37 protein-coding genes are annotated in these 23,532 nt (G+C 68.9%); 30 read left to right on the top strand and 7 right to left on the bottom strand.

Features of this window, described 5'->3' with window-relative positions:
• Positions 1-71 precede the first annotated feature (71 nt).
• The gene (locus tag JOD49_RS15610) at positions 72-1,193 is read left to right on the top strand and encodes a tyrosine-type recombinase/integrase (RefSeq protein WP_205307982.1); all 1,122 of its coding nucleotides are present in this window, start codon (positions 72-74) and stop codon (positions 1,191-1,193) included.
• Here the strand turns inward: JOD49_RS15610 and JOD49_RS15605 are convergent.
• From JOD49_RS15605 to JOD49_RS15595, 3 genes are read right to left on the bottom strand one after another with little or no spacing between them, the layout of a single operon-like run.
• Positions 1,190-1,651 carry a hypothetical protein gene (locus JOD49_RS15605; protein WP_205307981.1) on the bottom strand — a complete coding sequence of 154 codons (462 nt, stop codon included), beginning with the start codon at positions 1,649-1,651 and terminating at the stop codon, positions 1,190-1,192. The genes JOD49_RS15610 and JOD49_RS15605 overlap by 4 nt on opposite strands.
• A gap of 46 nt (positions 1,652-1,697) precedes the next feature.
• Positions 1,698-2,096 carry an ImmA/IrrE family metallo-endopeptidase gene (locus JOD49_RS15600; RefSeq protein WP_205307980.1) on the bottom strand — a complete coding sequence of 133 codons (399 nt, stop codon included), beginning with the start codon at positions 2,094-2,096 and terminating at the stop codon, positions 1,698-1,700.
• Between the two features lie 10 nt (positions 2,097-2,106).
• A complete protein-coding gene (locus JOD49_RS15595) occupies positions 2,107-2,691 on the bottom strand; it encodes a hypothetical protein (protein ID WP_205307979.1) in 585 nt (194 codons plus the stop codon).
• A 217-nt stretch (positions 2,692-2,908) separates the two neighbouring features.
• On the opposite strand from JOD49_RS15595, the gene JOD49_RS15590 reads away from it, so the two are divergent.
• The 22 genes from JOD49_RS15590 to JOD49_RS15485 all read left to right on the top strand — a co-directional run bounded on the left by JOD49_RS15590 (position 2,909) and on the right by JOD49_RS15485 (position 15,559).
• Positions 2,909-3,178, top strand: coding sequence for a helix-turn-helix transcriptional regulator (locus tag JOD49_RS15590; RefSeq protein WP_205307978.1), 270 nt, complete (start codon positions 2,909-2,911; stop codon positions 3,176-3,178).
• Positions 3,175-3,984 (top strand): BRO-N domain-containing protein, encoded by an 810-nt coding sequence (locus JOD49_RS15585; RefSeq protein ID WP_205307977.1) that lies wholly within the window; start codon positions 3,175-3,177, stop codon positions 3,982-3,984. The genes JOD49_RS15590 and JOD49_RS15585 overlap by 4 nt, the downstream gene beginning before the upstream one ends.
• Positions 3,981-4,208 carry a hypothetical protein gene (locus JOD49_RS15580; RefSeq protein ID WP_205307976.1) on the top strand — a complete coding sequence of 76 codons (228 nt, stop codon included), beginning with the start codon at positions 3,981-3,983 and terminating at the stop codon, positions 4,206-4,208. The genes JOD49_RS15585 and JOD49_RS15580 overlap by 4 nt, the downstream gene beginning before the upstream one ends.
• A gap of 78 nt (positions 4,209-4,286) precedes the next feature.
• Positions 4,287-4,715 carry a hypothetical protein gene (locus JOD49_RS15575; protein WP_205307975.1) on the top strand — a complete coding sequence of 143 codons (429 nt, stop codon included), beginning with the start codon at positions 4,287-4,289 and terminating at the stop codon, positions 4,713-4,715.
• Positions 4,712-5,935, top strand: coding sequence for an AAA family ATPase (locus JOD49_RS15570; protein ID WP_205307974.1), 1,224 nt, complete (start codon positions 4,712-4,714; stop codon positions 5,933-5,935). The genes JOD49_RS15575 and JOD49_RS15570 overlap by 4 nt, the downstream gene beginning before the upstream one ends.
• Positions 5,932-6,360: a hypothetical protein gene (locus tag JOD49_RS15565; protein WP_205307973.1), complete on the top strand. Its 429-nt coding sequence runs from the start codon at positions 5,932-5,934 to the stop codon at positions 6,358-6,360. Before JOD49_RS15570 ends, JOD49_RS15565 begins: the two co-directional genes overlap by 4 nt.
• Positions 6,357-6,557: a hypothetical protein gene (locus tag JOD49_RS15560; protein WP_205307972.1), complete on the top strand. Its 201-nt coding sequence runs from the start codon at positions 6,357-6,359 to the stop codon at positions 6,555-6,557. The genes JOD49_RS15565 and JOD49_RS15560 overlap by 4 nt, the downstream gene beginning before the upstream one ends.
• Positions 6,554-6,799 (top strand): hypothetical protein, encoded by a 246-nt coding sequence (locus JOD49_RS15555; RefSeq protein WP_205307971.1) that lies wholly within the window; start codon positions 6,554-6,556, stop codon positions 6,797-6,799. Before JOD49_RS15560 ends, JOD49_RS15555 begins: the two co-directional genes overlap by 4 nt.
• Complete coding sequence (locus JOD49_RS15550) at positions 6,796-7,809, top strand: YqaJ viral recombinase family nuclease (protein WP_205307970.1); 1,014 nt, start codon at positions 6,796-6,798, stop codon at positions 7,807-7,809. The genes JOD49_RS15555 and JOD49_RS15550 overlap by 4 nt, the downstream gene beginning before the upstream one ends.
• Complete coding sequence (locus tag JOD49_RS15545; RefSeq protein WP_205307969.1) at positions 7,809-8,702, top strand: recombinase RecT; 894 nt, start codon at positions 7,809-7,811, stop codon at positions 8,700-8,702. Before JOD49_RS15550 ends, JOD49_RS15545 begins: the two co-directional genes overlap by 1 nt.
• Entirely contained in the window at positions 8,699-9,391 is a 693-nt protein-coding gene (locus JOD49_RS15540) for a DUF2637 domain-containing protein (protein ID WP_205307968.1), read from the top strand. Before JOD49_RS15545 ends, JOD49_RS15540 begins: the two co-directional genes overlap by 4 nt.
• On the top strand, positions 9,388-11,025 hold the full coding sequence (locus JOD49_RS15535) for a DNA cytosine methyltransferase (protein WP_205307967.1): 1,638 nt from the start codon (positions 9,388-9,390) through the stop codon (positions 11,023-11,025). Before JOD49_RS15540 ends, JOD49_RS15535 begins: the two co-directional genes overlap by 4 nt.
• Positions 11,026-11,134: 109 nt before the next feature.
• Positions 11,135-11,467 (top strand): WhiB family transcriptional regulator, encoded by a 333-nt coding sequence (locus JOD49_RS15530; protein WP_275588979.1) that lies wholly within the window; start codon positions 11,135-11,137, stop codon positions 11,465-11,467.
• 57 nt (positions 11,468-11,524) lie between these two features.
• Positions 11,525-12,199 (top strand): hypothetical protein, encoded by a 675-nt coding sequence (locus JOD49_RS15525; protein ID WP_205307966.1) that lies wholly within the window; start codon positions 11,525-11,527, stop codon positions 12,197-12,199.
• Entirely contained in the window at positions 12,196-12,639 is a 444-nt protein-coding gene (locus tag JOD49_RS15520; protein ID WP_205307965.1) for a hypothetical protein, read from the top strand. The genes JOD49_RS15525 and JOD49_RS15520 overlap by 4 nt, the downstream gene beginning before the upstream one ends.
• Positions 12,636-12,932 (top strand): hypothetical protein, encoded by a 297-nt coding sequence (locus JOD49_RS15515; RefSeq protein ID WP_205307964.1) that lies wholly within the window; start codon positions 12,636-12,638, stop codon positions 12,930-12,932. The genes JOD49_RS15520 and JOD49_RS15515 overlap by 4 nt, the downstream gene beginning before the upstream one ends.
• Positions 12,929-13,678: a DNA-methyltransferase gene (locus tag JOD49_RS15510; RefSeq protein ID WP_205307963.1), complete on the top strand. Its 750-nt coding sequence runs from the start codon at positions 12,929-12,931 to the stop codon at positions 13,676-13,678. The genes JOD49_RS15515 and JOD49_RS15510 overlap by 4 nt, the downstream gene beginning before the upstream one ends.
• A complete protein-coding gene (locus JOD49_RS15505) occupies positions 13,675-13,977 on the top strand; it encodes a hypothetical protein (protein WP_205307962.1) in 303 nt (100 codons plus the stop codon). The genes JOD49_RS15510 and JOD49_RS15505 overlap by 4 nt, the downstream gene beginning before the upstream one ends.
• Positions 13,977-14,171, top strand: a complete 195-nt coding sequence (locus JOD49_RS15500) for a hypothetical protein (RefSeq protein WP_205307961.1) — start codon at positions 13,977-13,979, stop codon at positions 14,169-14,171. Before JOD49_RS15505 ends, JOD49_RS15500 begins: the two co-directional genes overlap by 1 nt.
• Complete coding sequence (locus JOD49_RS15495) at positions 14,171-14,962, top strand: hypothetical protein (protein WP_205307960.1); 792 nt, start codon at positions 14,171-14,173, stop codon at positions 14,960-14,962. The genes JOD49_RS15500 and JOD49_RS15495 overlap by 1 nt, the downstream gene beginning before the upstream one ends.
• A complete protein-coding gene (locus JOD49_RS15490; protein WP_205307959.1) occupies positions 14,955-15,239 on the top strand; it encodes a hypothetical protein in 285 nt (94 codons plus the stop codon). Before JOD49_RS15495 ends, JOD49_RS15490 begins: the two co-directional genes overlap by 8 nt.
• A complete protein-coding gene (locus JOD49_RS15485) occupies positions 15,236-15,559 on the top strand; it encodes a hypothetical protein (RefSeq protein ID WP_205307958.1) in 324 nt (107 codons plus the stop codon). Before JOD49_RS15490 ends, JOD49_RS15485 begins: the two co-directional genes overlap by 4 nt.
• A 40-nt stretch (positions 15,560-15,599) precedes the next feature.
• Here JOD49_RS15485 and JOD49_RS15480 read toward each other — a convergent pair whose 3' ends face one another.
• From JOD49_RS15480 to JOD49_RS15470, 3 genes are all read right to left on the bottom strand, one after another.
• Positions 15,600-15,845: a hypothetical protein gene (locus tag JOD49_RS15480; protein WP_205307957.1), complete on the bottom strand. Its 246-nt coding sequence runs from the start codon at positions 15,843-15,845 to the stop codon at positions 15,600-15,602.
• Between the two features lie 237 nt (positions 15,846-16,082).
• Positions 16,083-16,952: a nucleotidyltransferase domain-containing protein gene (locus JOD49_RS15475; protein ID WP_205307956.1), complete on the bottom strand. Its 870-nt coding sequence runs from the start codon at positions 16,950-16,952 to the stop codon at positions 16,083-16,085.
• Complete coding sequence (locus tag JOD49_RS15470; RefSeq protein WP_205307955.1) at positions 16,945-17,478, bottom strand: SLATT domain-containing protein; 534 nt, start codon at positions 17,476-17,478, stop codon at positions 16,945-16,947. Before JOD49_RS15470 ends, JOD49_RS15475 begins: the two co-directional genes overlap by 8 nt.
• Before the next feature lie 140 nt (positions 17,479-17,618).
• Here JOD49_RS15470 and JOD49_RS15465 point away from each other — a divergent pair, with 140 nt between their 5' ends.
• Positions 17,619-18,296, top strand: coding sequence for a hypothetical protein (locus JOD49_RS15465; protein WP_205307954.1), 678 nt, complete (start codon positions 17,619-17,621; stop codon positions 18,294-18,296).
• Between the two features lies 1 nt (position 18,297).
• On the opposite strand, the gene JOD49_RS15460 is transcribed toward JOD49_RS15465, so the two are convergent.
• Positions 18,298-18,714 (bottom strand): hypothetical protein, encoded by a 417-nt coding sequence (locus JOD49_RS15460; protein WP_205307953.1) that lies wholly within the window; start codon positions 18,712-18,714, stop codon positions 18,298-18,300.
• Between the two features lie 122 nt (positions 18,715-18,836).
• Between JOD49_RS15460 and JOD49_RS15455 the strand changes: the two genes are divergently transcribed.
• The 6 genes from JOD49_RS15455 (at position 18,837) to terL (ending at position 23,517) form a co-directional block, all read left to right on the top strand.
• Complete coding sequence (locus tag JOD49_RS15455) at positions 18,837-19,103, top strand: hypothetical protein (RefSeq protein ID WP_205307952.1); 267 nt, start codon at positions 18,837-18,839, stop codon at positions 19,101-19,103.
• A gap of 5 nt (positions 19,104-19,108) precedes the next feature.
• Positions 19,109-19,393, top strand: a complete 285-nt coding sequence (locus JOD49_RS15450) for a hypothetical protein (protein ID WP_205307951.1) — start codon at positions 19,109-19,111, stop codon at positions 19,391-19,393.
• 211 nt (positions 19,394-19,604) lie between these two features.
• Positions 19,605-20,582, top strand: coding sequence for a hypothetical protein (locus tag JOD49_RS15445; RefSeq protein WP_205307950.1), 978 nt, complete (start codon positions 19,605-19,607; stop codon positions 20,580-20,582).
• Between the two features lie 9 nt (positions 20,583-20,591).
• The gene (locus JOD49_RS15440; RefSeq protein WP_205307949.1) at positions 20,592-21,212 is read left to right on the top strand and encodes a hypothetical protein; all 621 of its coding nucleotides are present in this window, start codon (positions 20,592-20,594) and stop codon (positions 21,210-21,212) included.
• Between the two features lie 339 nt (positions 21,213-21,551).
• On the top strand, positions 21,552-22,007 hold the full coding sequence (locus JOD49_RS15435) for a hypothetical protein (protein ID WP_205307948.1): 456 nt from the start codon (positions 21,552-21,554) through the stop codon (positions 22,005-22,007).
• Between the two features lie 22 nt (positions 22,008-22,029).
• Positions 22,030-23,517 (top strand): phage terminase large subunit, encoded by a 1,488-nt coding sequence (gene terL / locus JOD49_RS15430; RefSeq protein ID WP_205307947.1) that lies wholly within the window; start codon positions 22,030-22,032, stop codon positions 23,515-23,517.
• Positions 23,518-23,532: the final 15 nt, after the last annotated feature.

Here is a 23,532-nt window from a genome sequence, read left to right as displayed (position 1 = left end):
CAATCGAGGCGGGGTACACAGCCAGGGGCACCCGTCGACGCATCACCGTCACCGGGAAGACGAAGTCCGAGGTGCAAGGCAAGCTGCGGGAGAAGCAGCGTCAGATCGCCGCAGAGGGGCTACCCGTCGAGGGCGCGTCCGCCAGGGTCACCATCGCCACCTGGGCCAAGACCTGGACGGAGCGGCGACAGCACGAGGTGCGATCGAGCACGATGAGCAACGACGTCTCCCAGGTGCGTCGCTGGGTCGTCCCGACCATCGGCCACGTCCGGCTTGAGCAGTTGACGCCGGCGCACATGCGCGCGGTCACGGCCGCGATCCTGTCTGCGGGCCGCGCACAGTCGAGCGCCCTCCGCGCTCAGGTCGTGCTCAAGAAGATGCTCCGTGACGCGATCGTGGAGGGCTACCGTGTGCCGCAGCGCATCCTGCAGATGCCGAACCCCGAGAAGAACGTCACCGACCGCGACGCCGTGCCACTGATCGACGCGCACGCGATCATTCGCGCCGCGGGCAACCTCGGCCCCGAGGGCTCCCGCTGGGTCGCGGCCTTCCTGCAGGGGATGCGGCAGGGTGAGTGCCTAGGGCTGACCTGGGACTGCGTGGACTTCGAGCGGAAGACGATCGACGTGGCGTGGCAGCTCGACGCGGTCCCCTACCGCATCCCCCGCGACCGATCGTCGGGGTTCCGGATCAAGCCGGGCACCCCACACCGCCACCTGATGGGGCGCTGGCACCTCGTCCCGCCGAAGTCGAAGTCCGGCACGCGCGTGATCCCGATGGTTCCGTGGATGGAAGCCGCACTCCGTGCGTGGCGCGAGGCCGCGCCCGCTTCACCTCATCGCCTCGTGTGGCCTGCGCCCGACGGTTCACCGCGCGACGACAAGGACGACTCCCTCGCCTGGTACGCCTTGCAGGACGTCGCGCAAGTCGCGCGGGTCGACGAGGCTCCGCACACTTCCGGACTCAGGCTCGACGAGCGCGGGGGCCCACTCGTCGGTCGCCGCTACGCCCTCCACGAGGCCCGCCACTCGACCGCAACCCTGCTGATGGAGGCCGGGGTGTCGAACACGGTAATCACCGCGATCATGGGACACAGCTCCATCGTGTCCTCGCAGGCGTACCTGCACGCATCACGGGAGATGACCCACCAGGCGCTCGACGGCGTAGCAGGCCGGCTTGGGCTGAACGCCTAGCCAGCAGGGGCGACGATGAGGGCCTCGGTCGCGAGGTCCGACTCAGCGACAAGCTCCGACTCCCAGTCGAGCACGGTGGCCTTGTAGAAGCCACCCCCTGCGGGGACGTCGACGCGGAACTTCCACGCACAGTCAGAGGTCAGCATGGTGCCAGGTTCGAGGTTGCCCACGCCGACGACCTTGCCAGTCGAGTCGGAGATGGACACCTGGACGCCCTCCTCGATGTCGCTGTAGGAGGAGTGCGCGGTGCACTGCCCGGCGGCGGGCATGTCCGGGATGAACCGCTTCGAACCCAGCCCCACGGCGCCATAGGCCTCGATCGTGGCAGGAGTCTCGACCTCCTTCTCCGCGGTGGGGCTGAGAGACGGCGCCAACGGGGTGGGCCCCTCCGGGCCCTGGCAGCCAGCAACGGCGAGGCCGATGCACAGCGCAGCGAACGGGACAGCGAGACGCTTCATGGAGTCGATCCTTCCGCTGGGCACTGACAGCCCAACAGCCGTGGGCTCAGACAGCCCGGAGGTGGCGCCGCGGGGCGCGCATGTAGTCGAGGCGCCAGAGCTCGATGTGCAGCGGGGTGACGTTGAGCTCCTTCGCGAGGCTGCCGACGTGCTCGCCGTAGGTGGCCTCGGCTCGCGCGTACTCCTCGGGTGAGATCAGCAGGCGCGCGGCGTAGGTCTGTGCCTGGCGCTCCTGCCACTCGAGCCTGCACCGGTCACCGGCGCGCTCGTGCCCGTGGGCGTAGTGCCCGATCTCGTGGGCAAGCGTGATGCGCATCGCCTTGACCGGCCGGTGATCGTTGATGAACACGAGGCCGCTCGAGTGGACCTCTCCGTGCCGTCGGCCAAGGTTGACGTACTTGATGCGCAGGCCGAGCTCGTGCGCCACCTTCTCCAGGTCTTCCACGCGGATCCTCCTAGGGCTCCTCTTCATGCGCTTCGAGGTGCTCCAGCAGGTCATCGTCCTCATGCGCTGCGATGAACGTAGCGGGATCTGGTACGTCTGTCTCGCGAGACGCGCGCCGGTGCGCGAGTTCATCCGCGCCAACAGCGACCGTGGCCGACATCTTCGGGGCGTCGTTCATGGGGGCGGGGTGCTCAGCATTTCCCACCACCTCCGTTACTTGTCGCGCGCTCTCGAGCGCTCGGTTGAGCTCTGCGAACTGGCGGATGGCGCCGAGGACGACGCTCCGCTGTTCGGGCGACAGGGAGTCCGCGTCGGGTGGGAGTTGCTCAGCGAGCGGGGCGAGAGGGAGCGGGACGCCGGCAACCTCATGGACGCGCTCGAGAGGCACGCCTGAGAGTGTCGCCAGCGCCTCGAGCGTCTTGCCCGCGGGGCGTGAGAAGTACTTCCCGGAGAGGATCCTGTCGACCGTCGTGTACGACAGCGTGAGGCCGGCGGCCTCGGCGATGCGGCCGAGCTCCCTGCCTCGTGCTCCGCCGTTGCGGTCGGAGGCCAGTTGAGCCACTTCCCGCAGCGTCTGCGGTTCGTCGTTGGTCATGGGGTGATCCTCTCGGGTGTGTTCTCACTGATACGAACGCGATTCGAGCAAATCCGCACAAGTAACACCCCAACAGTACGGGCTGACCTGCGGTGATGCATGCACCACTTGACAAGTGGTTGGTGCGTGAGCCACGCTTCACTTGTCAACGACGAAGAACGGAGGCAGGATGTACGCACGAGGACGACCAAAGTCCCGATACCACAGGGAGGTGCTCATGCGGATCAAGGATCGAGAGACCATCCGCGAAGCCCGGCTCGCAGCCGGGTACACCCAGTACGACCTCGCCGCGCTCTGCCGGTGCACCCAGGCCACGATCTCCGCCCTCGAGACTGGCGCCATGACGGGCTGCTCGGAGTCGCTCGCGAAGGACCTCGCGAAGTGGCTCAAGCGAACCGAACGCGAGCTCTTCATCCGCACCGAGGGATCTCGCATGCCCCGAGTGACAAACGCATCAGGGTCCAAGCGTCAGGCGGTGGCGGCATGACCACCGCCCTCACCCCGTTCGACTTCGACGGCCAGGCCGTCCGAGTCGTCACCATCGACGGCGAGCCGTGGTTCGTGCTCACCGACCTCTGCGCAGTGCTCGGGCTGGCGAACGTCGGGAACGTTGCCGCCCGGCTCGACGAGGCTGGTGTCCGCTCGGCGGACATCAGGTCCGGCGGCCAAATGCGCGGCGTCACCGTCGTCTCAGAGGCCGGCATGTACGAGGTCGTGATCCGGTCCGACAAGCCGGACGCTGTCCGCTTCCGCCGCTGGATCACCTCCGAGGTGCTGCCCGCGATCCGCAAGACGGGCACCTACGGGCCCCCTTCCCTCGACCTCTCGACGCCGGCCGGTGTCGTGGCGATGGCGGAGCAGTTCCTCAGCACGGCCCGCCAGCTGGAGGCCGCTCACGCACGGATCGAGCAGGATCGGCCGCTCGTCCAGCAGGCCACGACCTTCGCCGCTGGCACAGGGGACGTCACGAAGCAGACGTTCGCACGCGACGTGATCCTGTGGGCGCAGAACGAGCACGGCGTCCGGGTGCTGCACGCCGAGGTCGTGGACTTCCTGTCCCGCAAGCTCGGGCTGTTCGTCCGCGGGAACCGGTCCGACAAGGGGCAGGCGACCACGGACGCCGAGCGTCGAGGGCTTGCTCGCACGCGCCGCGGCACCTCGGACTCCGGGCACAACTACGGCACCGGACTCCTCACACCCACGGGCCAGCAGTACGCATGGGAGCGGATCATCCGGCACATCGACGAGCACGGGGCCCTCGCGACGTCGCACCTGATGGCGGTGGGCTCGTGAGCACGATCACCGAGCAGAAGGCGTTCTCGATCGCTGACGTCGCGACGATCACACCGTTCTCGCAGAAGCAGATCCGCGCGGCGATCCGCGCTACGGACCCGACGGCCTGGCCGCCGCCGCTCAAGGCGAAGGTCACCAGCCGCAACGCCGACGGCTCGCCGCGGCAGTACATCGTCCGCGAGAAGGACCTCGACGACTGGCTCGAGAGCCTCGACGACGCCTGACTCCGCACAGCAAGAAGCCCCACCTCAACGTCCAAGCCAGGGCGGGGCAACTCACAACACACCCCTAGGAGAACGCAGATGTTCGGATTTCTCAAGCGGCGGCGTCCGGCCCCGCTCCCTGTCCAGGCCCTCGCGGCGATCGTCGACCAGGACCCGGCGCCGGAGTACTCGGCGCTCGACCACGCGGACGGCCTGCCTCGCCGGGTGTCGGAGCTGCACTTCGGTGCGGGCGCGACGGCGGCGACCGAGGACGAGGCGATCGTGATGGCGCTCGGCGCGCTCGAGCAGCACGGCCCACGTGAGGCTGCCGCGGTGCTCGAGGGCTTCGTCTCGGTGCGCGAGTGCGTGGCGGACGTGACTGCCGTGCCGGACACGGGGCTGCTCGGGTCGCTGCTGGCGGACGCCGACGCCCGGCAGAAGGGCATCACGTCTTCGCTGGCGACCGAGGTCATGGTCACGCCCGACGGCGGGCTCGTGCACGGCAACCTGACTGGCGGTGCGGCATGAGGATCATCAGCCTGACCGCCGAGAACGTGAAGCGCCTGCGCGCGGTCGACATCACCCCGGACGGGCACGTCCAGGTCATCACCGGGAAGAACGGCGCCGGGAAGACCTCGGTCCTCGACGCGATCTGGCTTGCCCTCGGAGGAGGCCCTGCGGCGAAGGGCACTGTCCGCCCGATCCGCGACGGTGAGACGAAGGCCAGCGTCCGCCTCGATCTCGGAGACCTTGTCGTGACGCGGACGTGGACCGAGTCCGGGACGACGCTCAAGGTTGAGTCCGCAGACGGCGCGAAGTTCTCCTCGCCCCAGAAGATGCTCGACGACCTCGTCGGGCGCCTGTCGTTCGACCCGCTCGCGTTCACCCAACTGCCGGCTAAGGCTCAGCGCGACGCGCTCCTGTCCCTCGTCGAGCTGCCGTTCGACCCCGCCGACCTCGACCGGCGCCGCGCGCGCCTGTTCGACGAGCGCACCGAGATCGGCCGCGCCGGGGTCTCGCTCAAGGGGCGCCTCGACGGTCTGCCCCCGGTGGACGCACCGGACGAGGAGGTCTCGTCCGCATCCGTCCTCGCCGAGCTCCGCGCCGCACAAGACGCGAACCGAGAGCGGGAGCAGATCATCGCCGCGGCGGAGAGTGCACAGTCCGCGTGGGAGCAGGAGCAGCTGCAGTTCGAAGAGGCCAGGGCGCGACTCGAGGCTGCCAGGACTCACATGCAGGCTGCGTGGATCGCGGTCAAGGACATCCCCGCCGAAGTCGATGCGGTAGAGATCGAGCAGCGTCTCGCCTCGGTCGACGAGGTCAACGCCGCGGTCCGCGCCAAGCGGGAGCGGCGCCAGGTCATGGACGAGCACTCCCGCGTCCGCAAGGAGTACGAGGCCAAGACCGACGCGATCGCCGCGCTCGACCAGGAGAAGGCCGACGGCCTCGCCGCTGCGACCTTCCCGATCGAGGGCCTCGGCTTCGACATGGACGGCGTGACCTACCAGGGCGTGCCGTTCTCCCAGGCGTCGGCCGCCGAGCAGATCCGCGTCAGCCTCGCCATGGCGATGGCGCTCAACCCCAAGCTGCGCGTCATCCGCATCCTCGACGGGTCGCTCCTCGACGCCGACAACCTCGCGCTCGTCGCGGAGATGGCGACCGCTCAGGACTACCAGGTCTGGATCGAGCGCGTCACCGACGGCTCCGGCGTCGGCATCGTCATCGAAGACGGCGAGGTCTCCCGATGAACGGGCCGCAGGTGGAAGCCGCGTGGGACGACTCGGCCGAGGCGAAGGGCCACCCGTCGTTCGGGCAGCTCGCGCTGGGGCTCGTCCCGGTCCCGAGGACTGCTGGCGGTGTCGTCACAAGCAGCGACCAGCAGCAGTGGGGCTACGACCCGGCCGGGCGGCGCACGCCTGCGGTGCAGGACCGTGTCCGCCCTCTGCTCGCGTCGCTCCCGCCCGGCGTCGCCGACCAGATCGAGCGCGCCGCAGCCGCACCAGAGGGCGACGTCCTGTACGCCGCGTGCTGGTGCGACGACGGCGCGCACGCCGAGGCCGACTCCACGGCCTGGCGCACCACCCGTGAGCGCGCCGAGCGCGACCAGCTCCAGGCCCTCGGGCCCGAGTCCCACCTCATCCGCCAGACCCAGATCACGGAGGTGATCGCATGACCGTCCACACCGTTCGTCCCGGCCAGATTTGGGCCGACAACGACAAGCGGTCCGCCGGGCGACGCGTGACCGTCCTGAGCGTCGGGCAGACGCACGCGCTCGTCGAGACGTCACTGCTCCGCCGGACCTCAATCCGCCTCGACCGCTTCCGCCCGACCTCGACCGGGTACCGACTCGTGAAGGACGTGACCGAATGAGCCACGACACGCACCTGTCTCTCGCCGCCGAGGCGCACGACGCGGAGACCGCGCGCCGCCAGCAGCCGATCGGCAGCAACGAGCGGATCATCCTCGCCGCGATCGACCTCGCCGGCTGGGAGTTCGGACCCGGCGAGGACCTCCGCCAGTGGTCCGTGGCCGACGAGACCCGCTTCCTCGCGGACTGGCAGGCCCTCCGCGACGCCGTCGCCTCGCTCACCGCCCCCTGGAGCACCTCATGAGCACGATCACCGAGCACATCACCGGCGTCCTGCTGGGCACCTTCGTCCAGGACTCCCCCGAGTGGCACGCCGCACGGCTCGAGGGCATCGGCGGGTCCGACGTCGTCGCGATCTTCGGCATGTCGCGCTGGCAGGGATCCACGCCCTACGGCGTCTGGGAGGACAAGACCGGGCGCGCCCGCCCCCTGCCGATGACGTGGCCGCTGTTCCGTGGGCACGCCGACGAACAGAAGCTGCGCGACTGGTTCACGCACGTCACCGGCATCCCCGTTGACACGACCGGGACGTGGATGCACCGCGAGCACTCGTGGATGCGGGTCAACCCTGACGGTCTCACCGGCGACGGCGGGGGCTTCGAGGCGAAGTCTCACTCGTGGCGCATGGGCGAGGAGTGGACCGACGAGCAGGTGTCGGACGCCGCCGAGCTGCAGGCGCAGTGGGGCATGGCTGTCACCGGTCTCCCCCACTGGTGGGTCGTGGCGCAGATCGGGCAGGACGAGCCCCTGATCCGTCGTGTCGAGCGTGACGACGACCTGATCGCCGTCCTGATCGACGTCACCGGGAAGTTCTGGCACGAGCACGTCCTGACCGACGTCGCACCGCCCGCCACCGGGCTCGACCTCGTCTCCCTCAAGGACAAGTGGCGCACCGACCTGACCGACGCCGCTGACGGCGACCCCGCCGAGTACGAGCCGCTGATCCGCGACCTCGAGCAGGCGAAGGCCGACGTCAAGGAGGCCGAGGCGCGCAAGGCCGACATCGAGGCCGCGCTGCGTCAGAAGGTCGGGCCCGCGCAGGTCGTCCAGCTGGCCGGACAGAAGCGCCTCTCCCTCGTGCGGAACGGGACGTTCGCGCCGAAGAAGTTCGCCGCGGACCACCCCGACCTCGCCGCCCAGTACATGGCGACGGCCCCCGTGCTGGACGTCGCCCGGCTCCGTCAGGAGCACCCCGAGAAGTACGACGCATACCGAGCCAGCGTGCTCCGCGTCCACACCCCGAAGGAGAAGTGATGGGCAACGACCTCGCCGCCCGCGCACAGCAGGCCGCGGCAGTCCAGACCAGCCCCCAGGCCGAGCAGGGCCCCAAGTCGATCGGGTCCCTGATCCAGCAGCTGCGTCCCGAGATGGAGCGCGCCCTGCCGAAGCACATGGACGCCGACCGCATGGCCCGGATCGCCTTGACCACGCTGCGGCAGAACCCGGGGCTCAACGCCAGCACCCCCGAGTCCTTCATGGGCTCGCTCCTGACGTGCTCCCAGCTCGGCCTCGAGCCCGGCGCAGGCGGCGAGGCATACCTCGTGCCGTACCGGCACAAGCGCGGCCCTCTCGCGGGCAAGACCGAGTGCCAGCTCATCATCGGCTACCAGGGGTACGCCAAGCTGTTCTGGCAGTCCCCCATGGCCCAGCACCTCGACGCCCAGGCCGTCTACGAGCGCGACGCCTTCGACTACGAGTACGGCCTCGAGCCCTTCCTCCGGCACAAGCCCGCGATCGGCGACCGCGGCCCGGTCATCGCGTACTACGCCGTGGCCGCGCTCACCACGGGCGGCAAGGCGTTCGTCGTCCTGTCGCCCGACGAGGTCAAGGCCCTGCGCGGCGGGAAGGCCGGCCCTTCCGGCAACATCGCCGACCCCATGCGGTGGATGGAGCGCAAGACCGTCCTGCGCCAGCTCGTGAAGCTCCTGCCGAAGTCGACGAACCTCGCGCGTGCCCTCGAGGCGGACGAGAAGGTCCGCACCGACCTCACCGAGGCCAGCATCGACGAGCCCATGCGGCAGATCCCCGCCGAGCCCGCGCGTCAGATCGAGCAGACCGAGCAGGGGCCGGTCGACACGGCCACCGGCGAGCTCGACCCCGGTGCCGCGGCCGCGGACGAGGCGTGGATGAACGGAGAGCCCACGTGACCGAGCCCCGCCGTCCGGCACAGATCAACCCGGACACCCTGCCTGTCCTGCTCCTGCTCTTGCTCGTCCTGAGCGCGAGCGCGTCCGCGTCGTTCACGCTGTCGTTCGCGGGCCTGTCCGCCGTCGCCCCGTGGTCCGCGACCCCGCCGCATCTGGCCTGGCTCATCCCGGTCGCGTTCGAGGTCGCGCTCCTCGGGTTCATCATCGCTGCGTTCGTGAAGCTGCACCGCGGCGCTGCAACGTGGCGCGTGTGGCTCCTCGTGTGGGCCTGGACGCTCGCCTCGTCCACGGTCAACGCGCTGCACGCCTGGGACGCAGGGCCGAAGGGCTGGCAGGGCACCGCGGGCGCGACCCTCGCTGCCGCGTGGCCGGTCATCACGGCCGTCACCGCGCACACTGTCGCGGGCCTCGCGTTCGCCAGTCCAAGCGTGGACACCGAGCGTCCGAGCATGCCCGTCTGGCCCATCGAGCCCGGCCGACTCCAGCGCCTCATCGCGCTCCGGCAGCCGCCGGCCGTGCTCACTGCTCCGGTCCCCCGGCCCCCGTCGGCCTACGTGAAGGAGCAGCGGGACACGATCGTCCGCCTCAAGAACGAGGGCATGAAGCCCGGGGACATCGCCGAGCACCTCGACGTCTCCCGCTCCGCGGTCTACGCCCAGCTCGCCGCCGCAGCCAAGGAGAACGCATGAGCCACAACCTGACCGCGACCGACCTGTTCTGCGGCGCCGGGGGGTCGTCCACGGGCATGGTCCAGATCCCTGGTGTCGAGGTGCGTCTCGCGGCGAACCACTGGGACATCGCGATCGAGACGCACAACGCGAACCACCCGGATACCGATCACCTGCAGGCCGACATCTCGAACACCGACCCGCGGTACATCGCGACGACGGACCTGTTGTGGGCGTCACCGGAGTGCACGAACCACTCCCGTGCGAAGGGCCGCAAGCTCGCGGGCCAGCAGCCCGACCTGTTCGGCGACGTCCTGCCCGAGGCTGCGGCCGAGCGCAGCAGGGCGACGATGTGGGACGTCGTGCGGTTCGCCGAGGCCCACCACTACAAGGCGGTCCTGGTCGAGAACGTCGTCGAGGTCGTCGACTGGTCCTCCCCCTGGGGCGTGCGCGGCGGGCTGTTCCAGTCCTGGCTCGGCGCGATGCACGCCCTCGGGTACCGGCACCGCATCATCTCGATGAACAGCATGCACGCCCAGGCTTACGGGCTCCCGGCCCCGCAGTCGCGTGACCGCGTCTACATCGCGTTCTGGCGCACCGGCGACCGCACCCCAGACTTCGAGCACATGCTGCGCCCCAAGGCGTACTGCGCGCGCTGCGACCAGGTCGTCGACGCGATGCAGTGGTGGAAGAAGGGCGACGGGCAGGCCCGCCCCGGCCGGTACCGGTCGCAGTACCTGTACCGGTGCCCGAACGTGGCGTGCAGGAACGACGTCGTCGAGCCCGCGTGGCTCCCGGCGTCCTCGATCATCGACTGGTCGAACCCCGGCACCCGGATCGGCGACCGCGCCAAGCCGCTCGCCGAGAAGACGATGCGACGCATCCAGGTCGGCATCGAACGTTACTGGTCCCCGATCCACGTCGAGCACGGCGGCAACCAGTACGACGCCGCCGACCCCAAGCACGTCGGGTTCGGCGACCCGAGCTCGTACTACCGGGCCTGGCCCGCGTCCGAGCCACTACGCACGATGCACACCCGCGAGTCCAAGGCGATCGCGTACATGCCCGTCATGGTCCCGGTCGAGGGCCGCGACGGGAAGCAGCCCATGACCGTGGGCGACGCGCTGCGTACCCAGACGACGCGCAACGAGTCCGGGCTCGCGTTCCCGCCGTTCCTCGCCGAGCTCCGCGGCGGCGGCTCAACCGCGCGACCAGCGGCCGACCCGCTCGCCACCGTCACGGCGTCCGGGAACCACCACGGGCTCGTCATGCCGTACTACGGACGAGGGCAGGTATCCCCCGCCGACCGCGCGCTGCCCACCGTGACGACGATCGAGAAGCACGCGCTGATCCACCGCAACAACGGCGGCGGCGCCGAGATGACCACGCCTGCCAGGGAGCCGATCCGCACCATCACCACCGCGGGCCACCAGTCGCTCCTCACGGGCGGCACGGTCGACATCGAGGACGTGCGCTTCCGGATGCTCGAGCCCTCCGAGATCAAGCAGGCCATGGCGTTCCCCGCCGACTACGTCATGGCCGGCAACCGCCGCGAGCAGGTCAAGCTCTCCGGCAACGCCGTCACCCCGCCCGCCGCACGCGACCTCGTCGCGACCGTCGTGCACGCCCTCACCGGAGAGGGAGCCCCGTCGTGATGGAGCCCATGCCCTACTCCCTCGACTGCGCCACCGGCCAGCACCGCACGTGCACCACCACCGACCCCGCCGCCTGCGCATGCGGCTGCCACACCGAGGAGACCCGACCATGAGCGTCCGCCGAGCGATGTTCGTCCCACCACTCGCCACCCCGACCTCGCAGCGCGAGCCCGAGGACTGGCGCCTCGACTCCGCATGCCGCGACGAGGACTCCGAACTGTTCTTCCACCCCGAGGGCGAGTCCGGGGACGCGAAGCGGAGCCGCATCTCCGCCGCGAAGGCCGTGTGCGGCCGGTGCACCGTCTCTCTCATCTGCTTGGAGAAGGCCGTCGCCAAGGGCGAGGCCTACGGCGTCTTCGGCAACACCACGCCCGAGGAGCGGCACCCGCTCATTGTCGCCGCACGCGCCGAGCGCCGAGCAGCACAAGTGGTGGCCTCGTGAACGGCATCGCAGACCTCGCCACCCACACCCCACCACCACCTGGAGAGGAGCCACACCGTGGCGCGTGACCACGCCCGCATCCGCCTTGACATCTGGGAGGACGACGACTGGCGCGACCTGACGCACGACGGCCAGTGGCTGTACATGCACCTCCTGTCCTCCCCTGCCCTGTCGTTCGCCGGTGTCGGGGACTGGCGGCCGGCGCGGATCTCGGGCGCTGCTCGTGGCCTGTCCGCGGCCCGGGTCGAGGCGTTCGCCGTCGAGCTCGAGGTGGAGCAGTTCATCCTCGTCGACCGCGACACCGAGGAGGTCCTGATCCGGTCATGGGTGAAGCACGACGGGCTGATGAAGTCGCCGAACATGGCGGTCGCGTTCGCGAAGGCCCACGCCGCGGTCGCGTCCCGGGTCCTGCGCGCGGTGATCGTGGACCAGCTGCACCTGCTGCAGGAGGCCCAGCCCGACCTCAAGGGGTGGGCGCACGAGGCGGCGCGAAGGGTTCTCGGGAAGCGGTCGATGCCCTTCGTCGAGGGGTTCGCGGCACTGCCTCACAACCCGTCGTTGATCCCTTCCCGAACCCCTTCCGGAACCCCTTCGGGGAAGGGTTCGGGGAACCCTTCCGACACCCCTTCGTCTACCCCTTCGGCAACTCCTAACTCCTTACTCCTAACTCCTAACTCCTCATCATCACCTCTCCCTGAACCTCACCAGAGCGCGCCGGAAGCGAGCTCATGATGACGAGGATCAACCGGGAACAGGCCCACGCACTCGCTGCGCTCGTCGCGGCGCTCCGGGGCGACTGGGACACCCCAGGCGTCCTCAAGGCACTGTCCGACGCCAGGGACCGCGGCGACGTCTTCCGCCTCGCGCACGCCGCCCTCTACGCCGCCGAGACCCCGACGAACCGCACCCCGGCCGTCATCGCGCTCGCCGGCGAGCACTGGGCCCGGGGACGCGACGTCGGGACTGGCGACACCCGGTTCGACCGGTGCGACGTCCCCGGCGACGCACACCGCTCCTACCCGAAGGGCCGGTGCGGCGCCTGCAGGGCCGACGAGCTCGCAGCCGACGACCACACCCCCACCCCGGCCCCTGCGCCCATCCCAGCCGCCTACACCAGCGGCGCCAACCTCGTCCGGCAAGCCGCCAGACTCCCGATCAAGGAGCACCCGTGACCAGTCCCGACCCGTACCTCGACGCCAACCGCCTCTACGTCCTGTCCAACGCCGTGCCCGCGATCGCCGCCCACCTCGGCCTCACTCTCGACACCGACGGCGCCCCGATCGCCCCCACCCCGGGCCCCCTCGTCGACGCGGTCGCCGCCCACATCTACGCCCGCCACACCGAGAACCGGTACACCACCTGGGACGACCTCTCCCCCGCCGGGCGCGCGCCCTGGATCGCGACCGCACAGGGCGTCATCCAGCTCTCCACCGCCGCGAACGAGACCGTCGAGGCCGGAGCATGACCACCCCGTACTACCAGGATGAGCACGTCACCCTCTGGCACGGAGACTGCCGCGAACTCGCCCTGACCGCAGACGTCGTCGTTACGGACCCGCCCTACGGCGATACCAGCCTGACCTGGGACATCTGGCCCGACGGCTGGGTCGAGCATGTCACCGCACGCCTCCCCGCCGCGGCGTCGCTCTGGTGCTTCGGGTCCATGCGCATGCACCTCACCCACCGGACCGAGTTCGACGCCTGGACCTACGGCCAAGAGATCGTCTGGGAGAAGCACAACGGCTCCGGATTCAGCGCCGACCGCTTCAAGCGCGTCCACGAGATCGCCATGCACTGGTACCGCGGCCCCTGGACCAACGTCTACAAGGACCCCCAGTTCACCAACGACGCCACCGCCCGCACAATCCGCCGCAAGACCCGACCCACCCACACCGGAAACATCGACGACACCGCCTACACCAGCGTCGACGGAGGCCCGAAGCTCATGCGCTCCGTCCAGTACGTGCGGTCCATGCACGGGCGCGCGATCCACCCCACCGAGAAGCCCACCGGCATCCTCGAGCCCCTCATCCGCTACTCGTGCCCACCAGGCGCCACCGTCCTCGACCCGTTCGCCGGCTCCGGCTCAACCCTCGCCGCCGCAGCAGCCACCGGCCGCAAGGCAATCGGCGTCGAGATCGACGAACGCTACTGCGAAGCCGCCGCCCAACGCCTCAGCCAGGGCGTCCTCGACCTAGGAGTGACCCCGTGACCGCCCCGACCTCACCGAAGCCCCACACGCCGGCCGACCCCACCGTTGCCCTCCCACCCGAGATCGTCGCAGCCGCCACACGAGCCGCCCTGGTCGCGCGCGGGTACGACCCCGACGTGAGCGTGCGGGACCTGCCGCCCGAGGACCGCGACCTGCTGGACGTGGCCCGCGCTGTGCTCGCTGCGGTGGCCGCACCGCTGTGGGCGCAGGGCGAGGACGCGGGGCACGAGAACGCGCGCCGCACCGACTCCACCCTCTTCATCAGCAACCCCTACCCGTACACCCCCGAGGAGTCCTGATGGCGAGCGGAACCGTCCCGATCCAGACGTGCGACGACGAGTCCTGGTGCGACGCCTGGGAACTCGACCTTGAGGCGACGGGCGCGGTGATCGTGTCTGGCCGCAACCCGCTCGACGGGTGGGTCATCGACCGGCGCGCAGACCAAGCTCTGTGCCCCGAGCACGCGCCCTCCGATCCCACCGAGGAGTCCTGATGACCACCGACACCCTGCGCACCGCCCTCACCAAGCTCGCGGACGATCTCGACTCGTACATGTACGTCCCCGCTGTCCGCGCGGTCTGTGACGAGATCCGCACCCTGCTCGCCGCTCACCCGGCACCCGAGATGCAGGCTCAGGCGCGCATCTGCCCGACCTGCCACGACGACCACACGGCCCACCAGCGCTGCATGCCCGCCCCGGCACCCGAGACTCCCGCCACCCTCCCAGTGCCCGACCCGGCGGGCCACGAGTTCATCGGCGTCGCGGGCCACCCGGACGACGACGAGTGCACGTACCGAGCGGACGGGACCGACCGCACGTACTGCGGGGCGCGCAAGGAGAGCCACGACCCCGCCCCGGTGTCCGACACCCGACGCGAGGACGTGGCGCGGGACCTGCACGATGAGAACAGCGGTGATGGCGCGACGTGTGGCGTGTGCCTCGACAAGGCCGACACACGACGCGAGGACGCGGCACGGGAGATCGCGGAGACGCACTGGACCACGACCCACGAGGGCTTCCACTGCGTCGGCTGCGGGTGGAGGGGCAACGGTCCGCACGAGGACTACGGGCACGCAGCGCGCCGTCACGTCGCCGAGGTAGCACTGGCCGTGCTCCCTGCCCCGCCCGTGGTGGACGAGGCGGAGATCGCGCGCGACCTGCACGAAGCTTCGCCGAACTTCGAGGGCGTCGACTGGGGCGACCTTCCGCCCCGGGTGCGCGAGGACTACGCCCGCATGGCCGCTGCTGTGGCCGCCCGCCTGAGAGGAGCAACCCGTGGCTGACGAGTACACGCCGAAGGTGAGCGCCGTGAGGGGTGACTACGCGGGGTACGGGCTGTCACGCGACCGCCGGCTGGCCGACTTCGACCGGTTCCTGGCCGCGCATGAGGCGGAGGTTCGGGAGCGCATCGCCCAGGACATCGAGGCCGAGGCGGCAGCCGAGTACTGCTACACGCTCGGGGGAAACTCTGGTCCGACGAACGGGCAGAAGAAGCGCGCGGACACCATCGCCTGGCGAGGCAAGGTCGCCGCCCGGATCGCGAGAGGAGCAACCCGATGATCGCCCCTGACTACGTGGCCCAGGTCGCCGAGCTGCTCGGTCAGCACCGCATCGAGTGCACCGGGATGGAGGGCGTGACGTGCCGGGCGTGTCGCGAACACGGATGGATGCCCATGCGGACGTTCGCCGCGCACCTGTCGGAGGTGTTGGCTGCTGCTGGCCTGCTCCCCACCCGCACCGAATGGGGCGTGCGGGGCCAGCGTGGGCACACGATCGAGACGCTCAACGGCCGACGCATGGACGAAGAGGACGCGCGGGACCTTGCAGGCGGCGTAGGGACCGTCGTCTCCCGCGCCGTGACCGACTGGAAGGACGCATGAGCACCGACGACCTGACCCGACGCGCGCGCGACTGACCCGACTACTGCCCCGGCTCCTCGGTGAGACCGTAGAACGTCATCCCCTTGTGCTGCTGGAACATGAGGCCAAACTGTTGCTCGGGATCGCAGTGCTCGCACCAACCGAGAATCTTGATGAAGTGCCGACGCGCGTTCGAGAGCTGCCGCTCGGCACGCTTTGCGGCGGCCGAGCCGTCGTGGGAACTGGTGACACGAACATCCGGAATAGCACCCGCATCCTCACCACGGTTCTCTACCTGCACAACCACCCCGCCAGCACCTCCGACCAGAACGGTGTCAAGGTGGAGCCCAGTGGATTCACCACATCGAGGGCACGCTAGCGCCCACAGCCCGTTGCCATCATCATATGAATCAACCGAAAGCACAGGATGTAGCGCGGTCATCAGATCATCCAATCGTCATGTGAAAATATCAATGATTACCCCAGTGCGACGCCAGGGCTAGCCAAAGCGCTTACCTCTGGAAAAACTCCGGAATGGGTACTGCTAATAAAACCGACTTGGAAACCTGCCTGGGAAGATCTCATTCAGCTTGTAGAATGCATCACTGGCCTTGCCGATCTTCTCAAGCTCCAACGCGGACCGCGCTCGGATCGCATCCCCTCGAAGAGTGGCGAGCGCGGTCGATCGATACGCCTCGGTAGAGGTCGCTCCGATACGACCAGAGATCCCCATGGGGTCATTCATTGCCGCCAGCCCACTGGCCGCTAGTCGTTCCATCATTGTTGCGAAGTCCTGAGACGCTTCAAAGAACGGCTCATCCCGCATATATCGAGCCGCCCTCATTTCAAGATAGAACGACGAGACGGGAACATTGTTGGAGTACTTCCATACCTTCAGGAGTCGCGCAAGGCTCTTCGCTCCACCTTTTGGGTCTTCATTCTGCTGGGTGACATACTTCAAATGCGCACTGGGTGCGGTCTCCATCCAACCTCCGCCCGGCGCGGGGATGTCAAAGACATTCCAACTCTGCTCCTGGCCCCGGTAGAACCCTGGTATAACTTCCCAACGCTCTAGGCCGCCAGCAAAGTTGACCACAACGGCAGGACGGCTCACACGAATGGGAGTGGTCGGGAATCGGTACACTAGCGCGTCTTTGACCCACTTGAGTGCAGTATCCGAACTAAGCGGCTTCGTCGCACCAAGGCTCACAATGACATCAACATCGCTGTGATTGTGTATTCCGGTACCATGTCTGAAAGAACCTGTTTCCCACACGTTCCGCACTGACAGCTTATCGCGAAGCGCAGTCTCCACGGAGCTACGGTGTCGAGCCGACGCCTCCCGCTCCGCCGAACTGGGAATTTGCCAATCCAAGAAGACCTTGTACGCCTGCGCTACCGATCGCTCAGCCACTCTCGCCTCCAGTGCGTGCCCTATTATCTACGTCATAATCCTGACCGCCGGCCTCAATGTTCCTGCTGGCGCGCAGGTAGTTGCCCTTGCTCGTCGGTTCGGCCGACTTGTTCTGCTCGTCGATCCGCGCGGTGAGCTCGCTCAGGACCTGGCGCGCGTCCTCAATCTCAAGCGTCGGGAGGTCGATCAGCCGCGCTTGCCGTGCTGCAGTCTGGATCTCGAGGTAGGCGTTTCCGGCTGTCGAGGCGCGGTCCGCACGAGCGGCTGCATTGACGGCGGTCAGGACACCGCCACCTGCTGCGGCTGCGAGTGCCAGGATGCCGCCGATCAGGTTGAGTGAGTCCGTCGCGAGGGTGAGGCCACCGGCGATCGCAGCGCATACCGCCGAGGGGGCACCGATCCACAGGTTGACTCCTCGCCAAACCTTGGATCGCTCGAACTGCCCCTGAGCGCTCCACATCGCACGCTCTTCGAGACGGTCGAGTTCGTCAGAGATTGCCTTACGCCTCACTTCATCCCCTGCCATGCCGGGAGTCTAGGGGGTCGATACCCCCACGCACAGGATGAACTTCGAGAACAGCCCATTCGTTCCAAAGGGCAGCGTTGGTGATTGCACCTTGCTGCGCTTGTCAGTATCCTGAGACCTCCACTACTGGAGGCGAGCCAGTGCCAGCGAGACCCTGCGAACGATGCGGCCAGGACCACCCCGGCTGCACCGGCCACACCAAGAACGGCCCCCGCGCCGGCCAACCCTGCGCACGCCCCTGCAAGCCCGGCGAGACCTGCAACTCGCACGGCGGCGCAGCACCCCAAGTCGCCCGAGCGCGGGCCCGACGTGAGCAGGAAGCCGAAGCCGCCCGCCAGGTCGTCACCCTCGGCCTCTCGCTCGACATCACCCCCACCGACGCTCTGCTGCAGGAGGTCCAGTGGACCGCGGGGCACGTCCAGTGGCTCCGCACGAAGGTCCAGGAGCTCGACGAGCAAGCCCTCGTGTGGGGCACGACCGCTGAGTCCGAGAAGGACTCCGACAAGAACGGTCGCGAGACCTCGTCCACGGTGTCAGCGAAGCCCAGCGTCTGGTACTCGCTCTACCAAGCCGAGCGCGCCCACCTCGTCGCCGTCTGCTCCGCAGCGCTCAAGGCCGGTGTTGAGGAACGCAAGGTCCGCCTCGCCGAGCAGCAGGGCGACCTCGTCGTCGCCGTCATCCGCCGCATCCTCGACGGCCTCTACGCCTCCTTGCTCGCGGCCGGGCTCACCGCGGACCAGCTCGCCGACGCCTGGCAGACCGCCATCGCCGACGTCGTGCCGCGCGAGCTCCGCGCCATCGCAGGCGGTGCGTCGTGACCTACCTGCTCACCCTCCGGCCGCTCGCGTCGCGGGCTACCTTTTTCCAGCTTTCAACGAGGCCATATAGGCCAATGGAGCCAGTGATGGCAGCCGCAACCCACAGCAACCGCCACCACGAACCGCCGGAGTACCCCTGCCAAACGGTGAGCGCACAGACGATCAAGAAGATGAGGGCGATCGTGACTCCACCGACATCCCGGCGTTCTGCACTTCCACCGAGCAGCCCCAACACGCGCTGGTCGATAGAAGTCCTCAGCGCCGACTTGCCCTCTGAATCGCCCGGAAGCGCAGTGAGGATCCGCAAGTCTTGCTCGATTCGATCTCGGTCCCTGTGTGAGGTCCGGCGAGACTGCCAGAATCCGCCCCCGATTGTCAGTACGGCGGCAATGACTGTAGCGACCGCTCCATCGTCCATGCCCCGGATGGTAGCGGGCACCCCAGCCCTCGAAGAACGTGTAGCCACTTCGTGAACGCAACTCGGGACGCCCTCGCCGCGGCCGGCATCTACCCCTTCCGCCCCAACCATACGGAGATCCCATGAGTGCCGACCTGCTGCGCCGCGCCGCCCAAGTCGAGCGGGAGGAGTGGGGCGGGGAAACCAACGCCCGGATGTACCCGAACAGGTCCGCCCTCCACCTGGCCCTCGCGAACTGGCTCGACGCCATCGCCGCGACCTGGGATCACATCGCCGACAAGGCCGACGACCCGGACGACCCAGCCGACGAGAACGGCTTCCGACTCGAGGACACCCTCGACCACCACGCCGTCATCGTCGCCCGCCACATCCTCGGGGAGGCGGTCTGATGTGCATGCAGTGCGTTCGCGCGGACCGGCGCGAAGCCGAAGGACGCCCCGCCCAGTGGCAGCAGAGGCAGGCCCGCGTGCTGTTCGTGCGCTTCCCGCCTCCGGACTTCAGCAGGCTCGAGCGCGCGCTCCGTGAGATGGGCAACGCCGCACAGCGCAAGCTCCTCATGATGCGCGAGGCCCAGGGGATCCTCTCCGAAACCGCGCCGACCCCGGCCCAGCTCGCCCGCGCCACCGAATTGAGCCCGTACATCGTCCCGGGCTCGCTTCGGATCGGGAGGGGCGCCTGATGCCGTGGATCGAGAAGGCGCGCCACCCTCACAGCTGCTATGCCCCCGTCCCGCCAATGCGTCGGGCTCCCGGCTCCATCTGGCAGTGCCGCCGATGCGGCACCCGCTGGGTCCTCACCATCAACCGCCTCGACATCACCGGCCGCCGGCACTGGAACTGGGACCACGAGGAGACCAAGACCGAGCCACGGACGAGGGAGGTCACCGGACAGTGAGCACCACCCAGCTCTGCACCGTCGACGGGTGCGCCCGCCAGGTCCCCGACACCTGCTACGTCTGCCCCGAGTGCGGCGACGCCCTCCTCGCACTGCTGCGCTCCGTCCCGGACATCGTCGGTGAGCGGAGCCGCGTCCTGACCTACCCCCACCGGCCCCACCACGAACGGTGCGACGACTGCGGCACCCCCGACCACCCGCACCTGAACCCGCTGCGTGAGACCGGCGACCGCCCCGTCAGCCCCGGCCTCGCCACGGACCTCGACGACGCGATCGCACGCCAGTCCACAGGCATCGGCATCGTCCCCGCCGACCACGAAGCCGGCCTCCCCGACGAGACCGGCCTCGTCCGCCTCCCCTACGGGTACCGCGCCTCCGAAGCGCGCTGGGACCTCCTGTCCACCATGACCGCCACCGGCGACGACATCGCCCGCCGCCGCGGCCTCTTCCGACCCCTCAACACCCTCGACGCCCTCGCCAACTGGCTCACCCACCAGGTCCAGTGGCTCCGCCAACAGCCCGACGGCGCCGACACCATCGCCGCACTCACCGACCTCCTGCGCGCCGCCCGCCGCGTCATCGACCGACCCGCCGACCGCAAGTACGCCGGGCCCTGCACCGCGACCACCGTCGACGAGCACGGCCTCGCGCAGGACTGCGCCGGCGAGCTCTACGCCCACCCCGGCCACGACACCGTCACCTGCCCCGACTGCGGCACCGCCTACCCCCTCGACGCACGCCGCGCATGGCTCCGCGACCAGGCTGAGGACATGCTCCTGCCCGCCAGCGAGCTCGCACGCGCGATCGATGGGCTCGGCGTCCAAGTCAAGGCCGCCACCCTGCGCAAGTGGGCGTCCCGGAAGCGGATCGTGAACCGTGGTACCCACACCCACCCCCTCTACCGCGTCGGCGACGTCATCGATCTCGTCACCGGAAGAACGACAGCCGTGGCCCTTGTGAGCGCGGGGCGCTAACGTGCCTGCATGACGACACAGGACAGCCCGTGGGAGGGCCACCCGGCGTTCTCGATCGATCCCGCCACGCTCCGTCGCCTCGTAGAAGCCGCGAACCGCGTGGCGATGCCCTCGAACTATGCTCAAGTCGCCGAGAGTGCTAGAGAACTGCTGAAGAACATCCCAACCTCGCCGGAACTCGAGAAGTCCATCGATCGGGTGTGGCAAGTCATCACCCGGACTCTCTATTCCGAGCTGCCGGATGGCCTGATGGCCGAGTTTCACACTCAGTTGCCGGCAGATCGGCTGGAGCAAATCCGAGCAGCGGCAAGCGGCATCACGGAGGCCTTGCCCCCGGACTCCCACCTGCAGTTGTCGGATGAACTTGCAGCCGCGATCTTCGATGACGACGAGGTTCCATCCTCTCCTGACCGGCGGCTTTCAACGAAGCAGTTCTCTCGTGTGAAGACCTTCCTGGGCGCATGGGGCGGCGGCTTTGGAGTCTCGATGGAGTCGCTGGACCGTCTGGTTGGCCCCGACGACTATCCGGGGCAGTCGATCACGTGGGGGGCGATCCTCGGGCTGATCATCGCGATCGTCTTCATCTACGGCGTAGATCGTTTTGGACCTAACGACGACCAGAGCACCTAGAACGTGAGGCTGTTGCGCCCTCGCGGCTGTCACGCTACGTTGTGCTCACATAGAAGTCGTGTCGGAAGGCCCCGGTAGAGCAAGTGCTCCCGGGGCCTTTCGCATGCCCCCTGTCTCCCGCGCTCGCCCGCGGGACCCGTCATCGACGACGCCACGGAAGAACCGTGCAGGCTGCTGAGTCCGGCCCCCGACGTGGCCACGTCAGCCCGTCGTCGATGCGCACCCCTTACTCCCTGACGGCGTCGCCGGAACCCCGCGATCAACGGTCGAGACCAGCGCGGTGAGCGACCCCGACCCGTCAGGGCACCACGTGTCGGTACGCAGCGATATCGTGTGCCGATGAGCGACGATGCTGCTGAAGTCGACGAGCCAGTTGAAAGCCCCCGCAAGTACAGCGCGCTGGGCAAACTGCCCGACTCCTTCCTTGAAGGACTCCGAGTCTCGAGCAAGCAGTGGTTCGACGTGCCGTCCCTGGCGAGGTCGCTAGAAATGTCCCAACCGCGTTTCGACCTGGGGGACATTCCAGAGACTTTCGATCTCGCGCCCAACCCCACCTTCGAAGTTGTCGAGCGGCTCGAGGAGCAACAGGCGCTGCTCATCGAATCGAACGAGCACCTCCGGGAGATGGTCGAAATCGCCCGGGCGGACGCTGCGGCTGCCCGCCTTGACGCGGAGGCCGCGCAGGCAGCCAGCACGAGGGCCCAGAACTCGACGAGGCATGGCATCGCGGCCGCCTGGGCTGGGGTAGCAGTAGCGATCATCCTCGGAATCATCACCCTGATCCTGGCCAGCTGACAGAACTCGGAGGTGAGCGGCCATGTCGCTCGCCTTCCTCGAGCACGCCGCCCGCCAGTTCGAGCCCGCCCCGCCCCCGCGTTGGCCCTCCCCCGCAGAGATGGCCGTCGAGCTCGACCCGAAGTTCCGGCGCACCCCGGCGATCGACGTCATCAACGCCGCGATCCTCGAGACGCTGAACACTCCCGACGGGCGCCTCATCGTGTCGATGCCCCCGCAGGAGGGGAAGAGCACGCTCGCCACGAAGTGGGCGCCGACCTGGCTCCTACAGGACCGGCCCGACACGCGCATCATCATCGCGTCCTACGCCGCGAACGTCGCCCGCCGCATGGGCCGCCTCATCCGTGGCGAGGTCGGCACCCACGCCGACACGCTGGGGATGCGGATCGCGGACGACGTCGCAGCCCAGCACGAGTTCCAGATCTCCGGGCACCTCGGGGGCGTCTATGCCGTCGGCATCGGCGGTGGCCTCACCTCCCGCCCTGCCGACCTCTTGATCATCGACGACCCCCTCAAGGACCGCGCCGAAGCCGACTCCGAGGTGTACCGCGACCGCGCGTGGGACTGGTGGACCGACGTCGCCTCCACGCGACTCGCCCCCGGCGCGCCCGTGATCCTCATCCTCACCAGGTGGCACCACGACGACCTCGCCGGCCGACTCAAGGCCGCCGAGGACGGGCACCTGTGGCGCGTCGAGAACATCCCCGCGCAGGCCGACCACCGGCCCGAGCAGGGCGAGACCGACGTCCTGGGCCGCCAGCCCGGCGAGTACATGATCTCCGCCCGCGGTCGCACCCCGGCCCAGTGGGAGCGGCGCAAGGTTCAGTCCGGTCCCCGCACCTGGGCCGCGCTCTTCCAGGGCCGCCCCTCCCCGGACCAGGGCGACCTGTTCCCGTCCGAGTGGCCCCGCTTCGACCAGCCCATGCACGTCAACCGGGAGGGCGGGTCCTGCTGGATCCCCGGCCACGACTTCGAGCTCGTGCAGTCCTGGGACCTCGCGTTCAAGGACACCAAGGCCAGCGACTACGTCGTCGGGCAGGTCTGGCTCCGCATCGGCGCCGACGTGTACCTCCTCGACCAAGTCCGCGCCCGGCTGTCCTTCACGGCAACGCTGGACGCGATCAAGGCCATGTCGGCGAAGTGGCCCCAGGCCATCGCGAAGTTCGTCGAGGACAAGGCGAACGGGCCCGCCGTCATCAACGCCCTGTCACGCCAGCTCCCCGGCCTCATCGCCGTCGAGCCCGAGGGCAGCAAGTACGCACGCGCCGCCGCGGTGTCCCCGTTCGTCCACTCCAAGAACGTTCACCTCCCCGCCGCCGAACTCCTCCCGAACGTCGAGGAGTTCCTCGAGGAGACCCGCGCCTTCCCGAACGGCGCCCACGACGACACGGTCGACGCGTTCTCCCAGGCCGTGAACCGGCTCCTCCTCATGCCCCTGTGGGAAGAGGACCAGTTCGACTCCGACGACTTCGTCGACGACAACCCGCACGCCTACCTCGGCGGCTACTGACCCCTGGAAGGCGGT

The sequence above is a fragment of the Oerskovia jenensis genome, assembly GCF_016907235.1.
Lineage (GTDB): Bacteria > Actinomycetota > Actinomycetes > Actinomycetales > Cellulomonadaceae > Oerskovia > Oerskovia jenensis.
This window is presented reverse-complemented; position numbering and strand designations above follow the sequence as displayed.

Coding starts and splice junctions, on each gene's coding strand:
- JOD49_RS15605 (WP_205307981.1), bottom strand. CDS start 1,651: ATGAAGCGTCTCGCTGTCCCGTTCGCTGCGCTGTGCATCGGCCTCGCC.
- JOD49_RS15595 (WP_205307979.1), bottom strand. CDS start 2,691: ATGACCAACGACGAACCGCAGACGCTGCGGGAAGTGGCTCAACTGGCC.
- JOD49_RS15590 (WP_205307978.1), top strand. CDS start 2,909: ATGCGGATCAAGGATCGAGAGACCATCCGCGAAGCCCGGCTCGCAGCC.
- JOD49_RS15585 (WP_205307977.1), top strand. CDS start 3,175: ATGACCACCGCCCTCACCCCGTTCGACTTCGACGGCCAGGCCGTCCGA.
- JOD49_RS15575 (WP_205307975.1), top strand. CDS start 4,287: ATGTTCGGATTTCTCAAGCGGCGGCGTCCGGCCCCGCTCCCTGTCCAG.
- JOD49_RS15570 (WP_205307974.1), top strand. CDS start 4,712: ATGAGGATCATCAGCCTGACCGCCGAGAACGTGAAGCGCCTGCGCGCG.
- JOD49_RS15565 (WP_205307973.1), top strand. CDS start 5,932: ATGAACGGGCCGCAGGTGGAAGCCGCGTGGGACGACTCGGCCGAGGCG.
- JOD49_RS15560 (WP_205307972.1), top strand. CDS start 6,357: ATGACCGTCCACACCGTTCGTCCCGGCCAGATTTGGGCCGACAACGAC.
- JOD49_RS15555 (WP_205307971.1), top strand. CDS start 6,554: ATGAGCCACGACACGCACCTGTCTCTCGCCGCCGAGGCGCACGACGCG.
- JOD49_RS15550 (WP_205307970.1), top strand. CDS start 6,796: ATGAGCACGATCACCGAGCACATCACCGGCGTCCTGCTGGGCACCTTC.
- JOD49_RS15545 (WP_205307969.1), top strand. CDS start 7,809: ATGGGCAACGACCTCGCCGCCCGCGCACAGCAGGCCGCGGCAGTCCAG.
- JOD49_RS15535 (WP_205307967.1), top strand. CDS start 9,388: ATGAGCCACAACCTGACCGCGACCGACCTGTTCTGCGGCGCCGGGGGG.
- JOD49_RS15530 (WP_275588979.1), top strand. CDS start 11,135: ATGAGCGTCCGCCGAGCGATGTTCGTCCCACCACTCGCCACCCCGACC.
- JOD49_RS15520 (WP_205307965.1), top strand. CDS start 12,196: ATGATGACGAGGATCAACCGGGAACAGGCCCACGCACTCGCTGCGCTC.
- JOD49_RS15510 (WP_205307963.1), top strand. CDS start 12,929: ATGACCACCCCGTACTACCAGGATGAGCACGTCACCCTCTGGCACGGA.
- JOD49_RS15500 (WP_205307961.1), top strand. CDS start 13,977: ATGGCGAGCGGAACCGTCCCGATCCAGACGTGCGACGACGAGTCCTGG.
- JOD49_RS15495 (WP_205307960.1), top strand. CDS start 14,171: ATGACCACCGACACCCTGCGCACCGCCCTCACCAAGCTCGCGGACGAT.
- JOD49_RS15485 (WP_205307958.1), top strand. CDS start 15,236: ATGATCGCCCCTGACTACGTGGCCCAGGTCGCCGAGCTGCTCGGTCAG.
- JOD49_RS15470 (WP_205307955.1), bottom strand. CDS start 17,478: ATGGCAGGGGATGAAGTGAGGCGTAAGGCAATCTCTGACGAACTCGAC.
- JOD49_RS15460 (WP_205307953.1), bottom strand. CDS start 18,714: ATGGACGATGGAGCGGTCGCTACAGTCATTGCCGCCGTACTGACAATC.
- JOD49_RS15455 (WP_205307952.1), top strand. CDS start 18,837: ATGAGTGCCGACCTGCTGCGCCGCGCCGCCCAAGTCGAGCGGGAGGAG.
- JOD49_RS15450 (WP_205307951.1), top strand. CDS start 19,109: ATGCAGTGCGTTCGCGCGGACCGGCGCGAAGCCGAAGGACGCCCCGCC.
- JOD49_RS15440 (WP_205307949.1), top strand. CDS start 20,592: ATGACGACACAGGACAGCCCGTGGGAGGGCCACCCGGCGTTCTCGATC.
- JOD49_RS15435 (WP_205307948.1), top strand. CDS start 21,552: ATGAGCGACGATGCTGCTGAAGTCGACGAGCCAGTTGAAAGCCCCCGC.
- terL (WP_205307947.1), top strand. CDS start 22,030: ATGTCGCTCGCCTTCCTCGAGCACGCCGCCCGCCAGTTCGAGCCCGCC.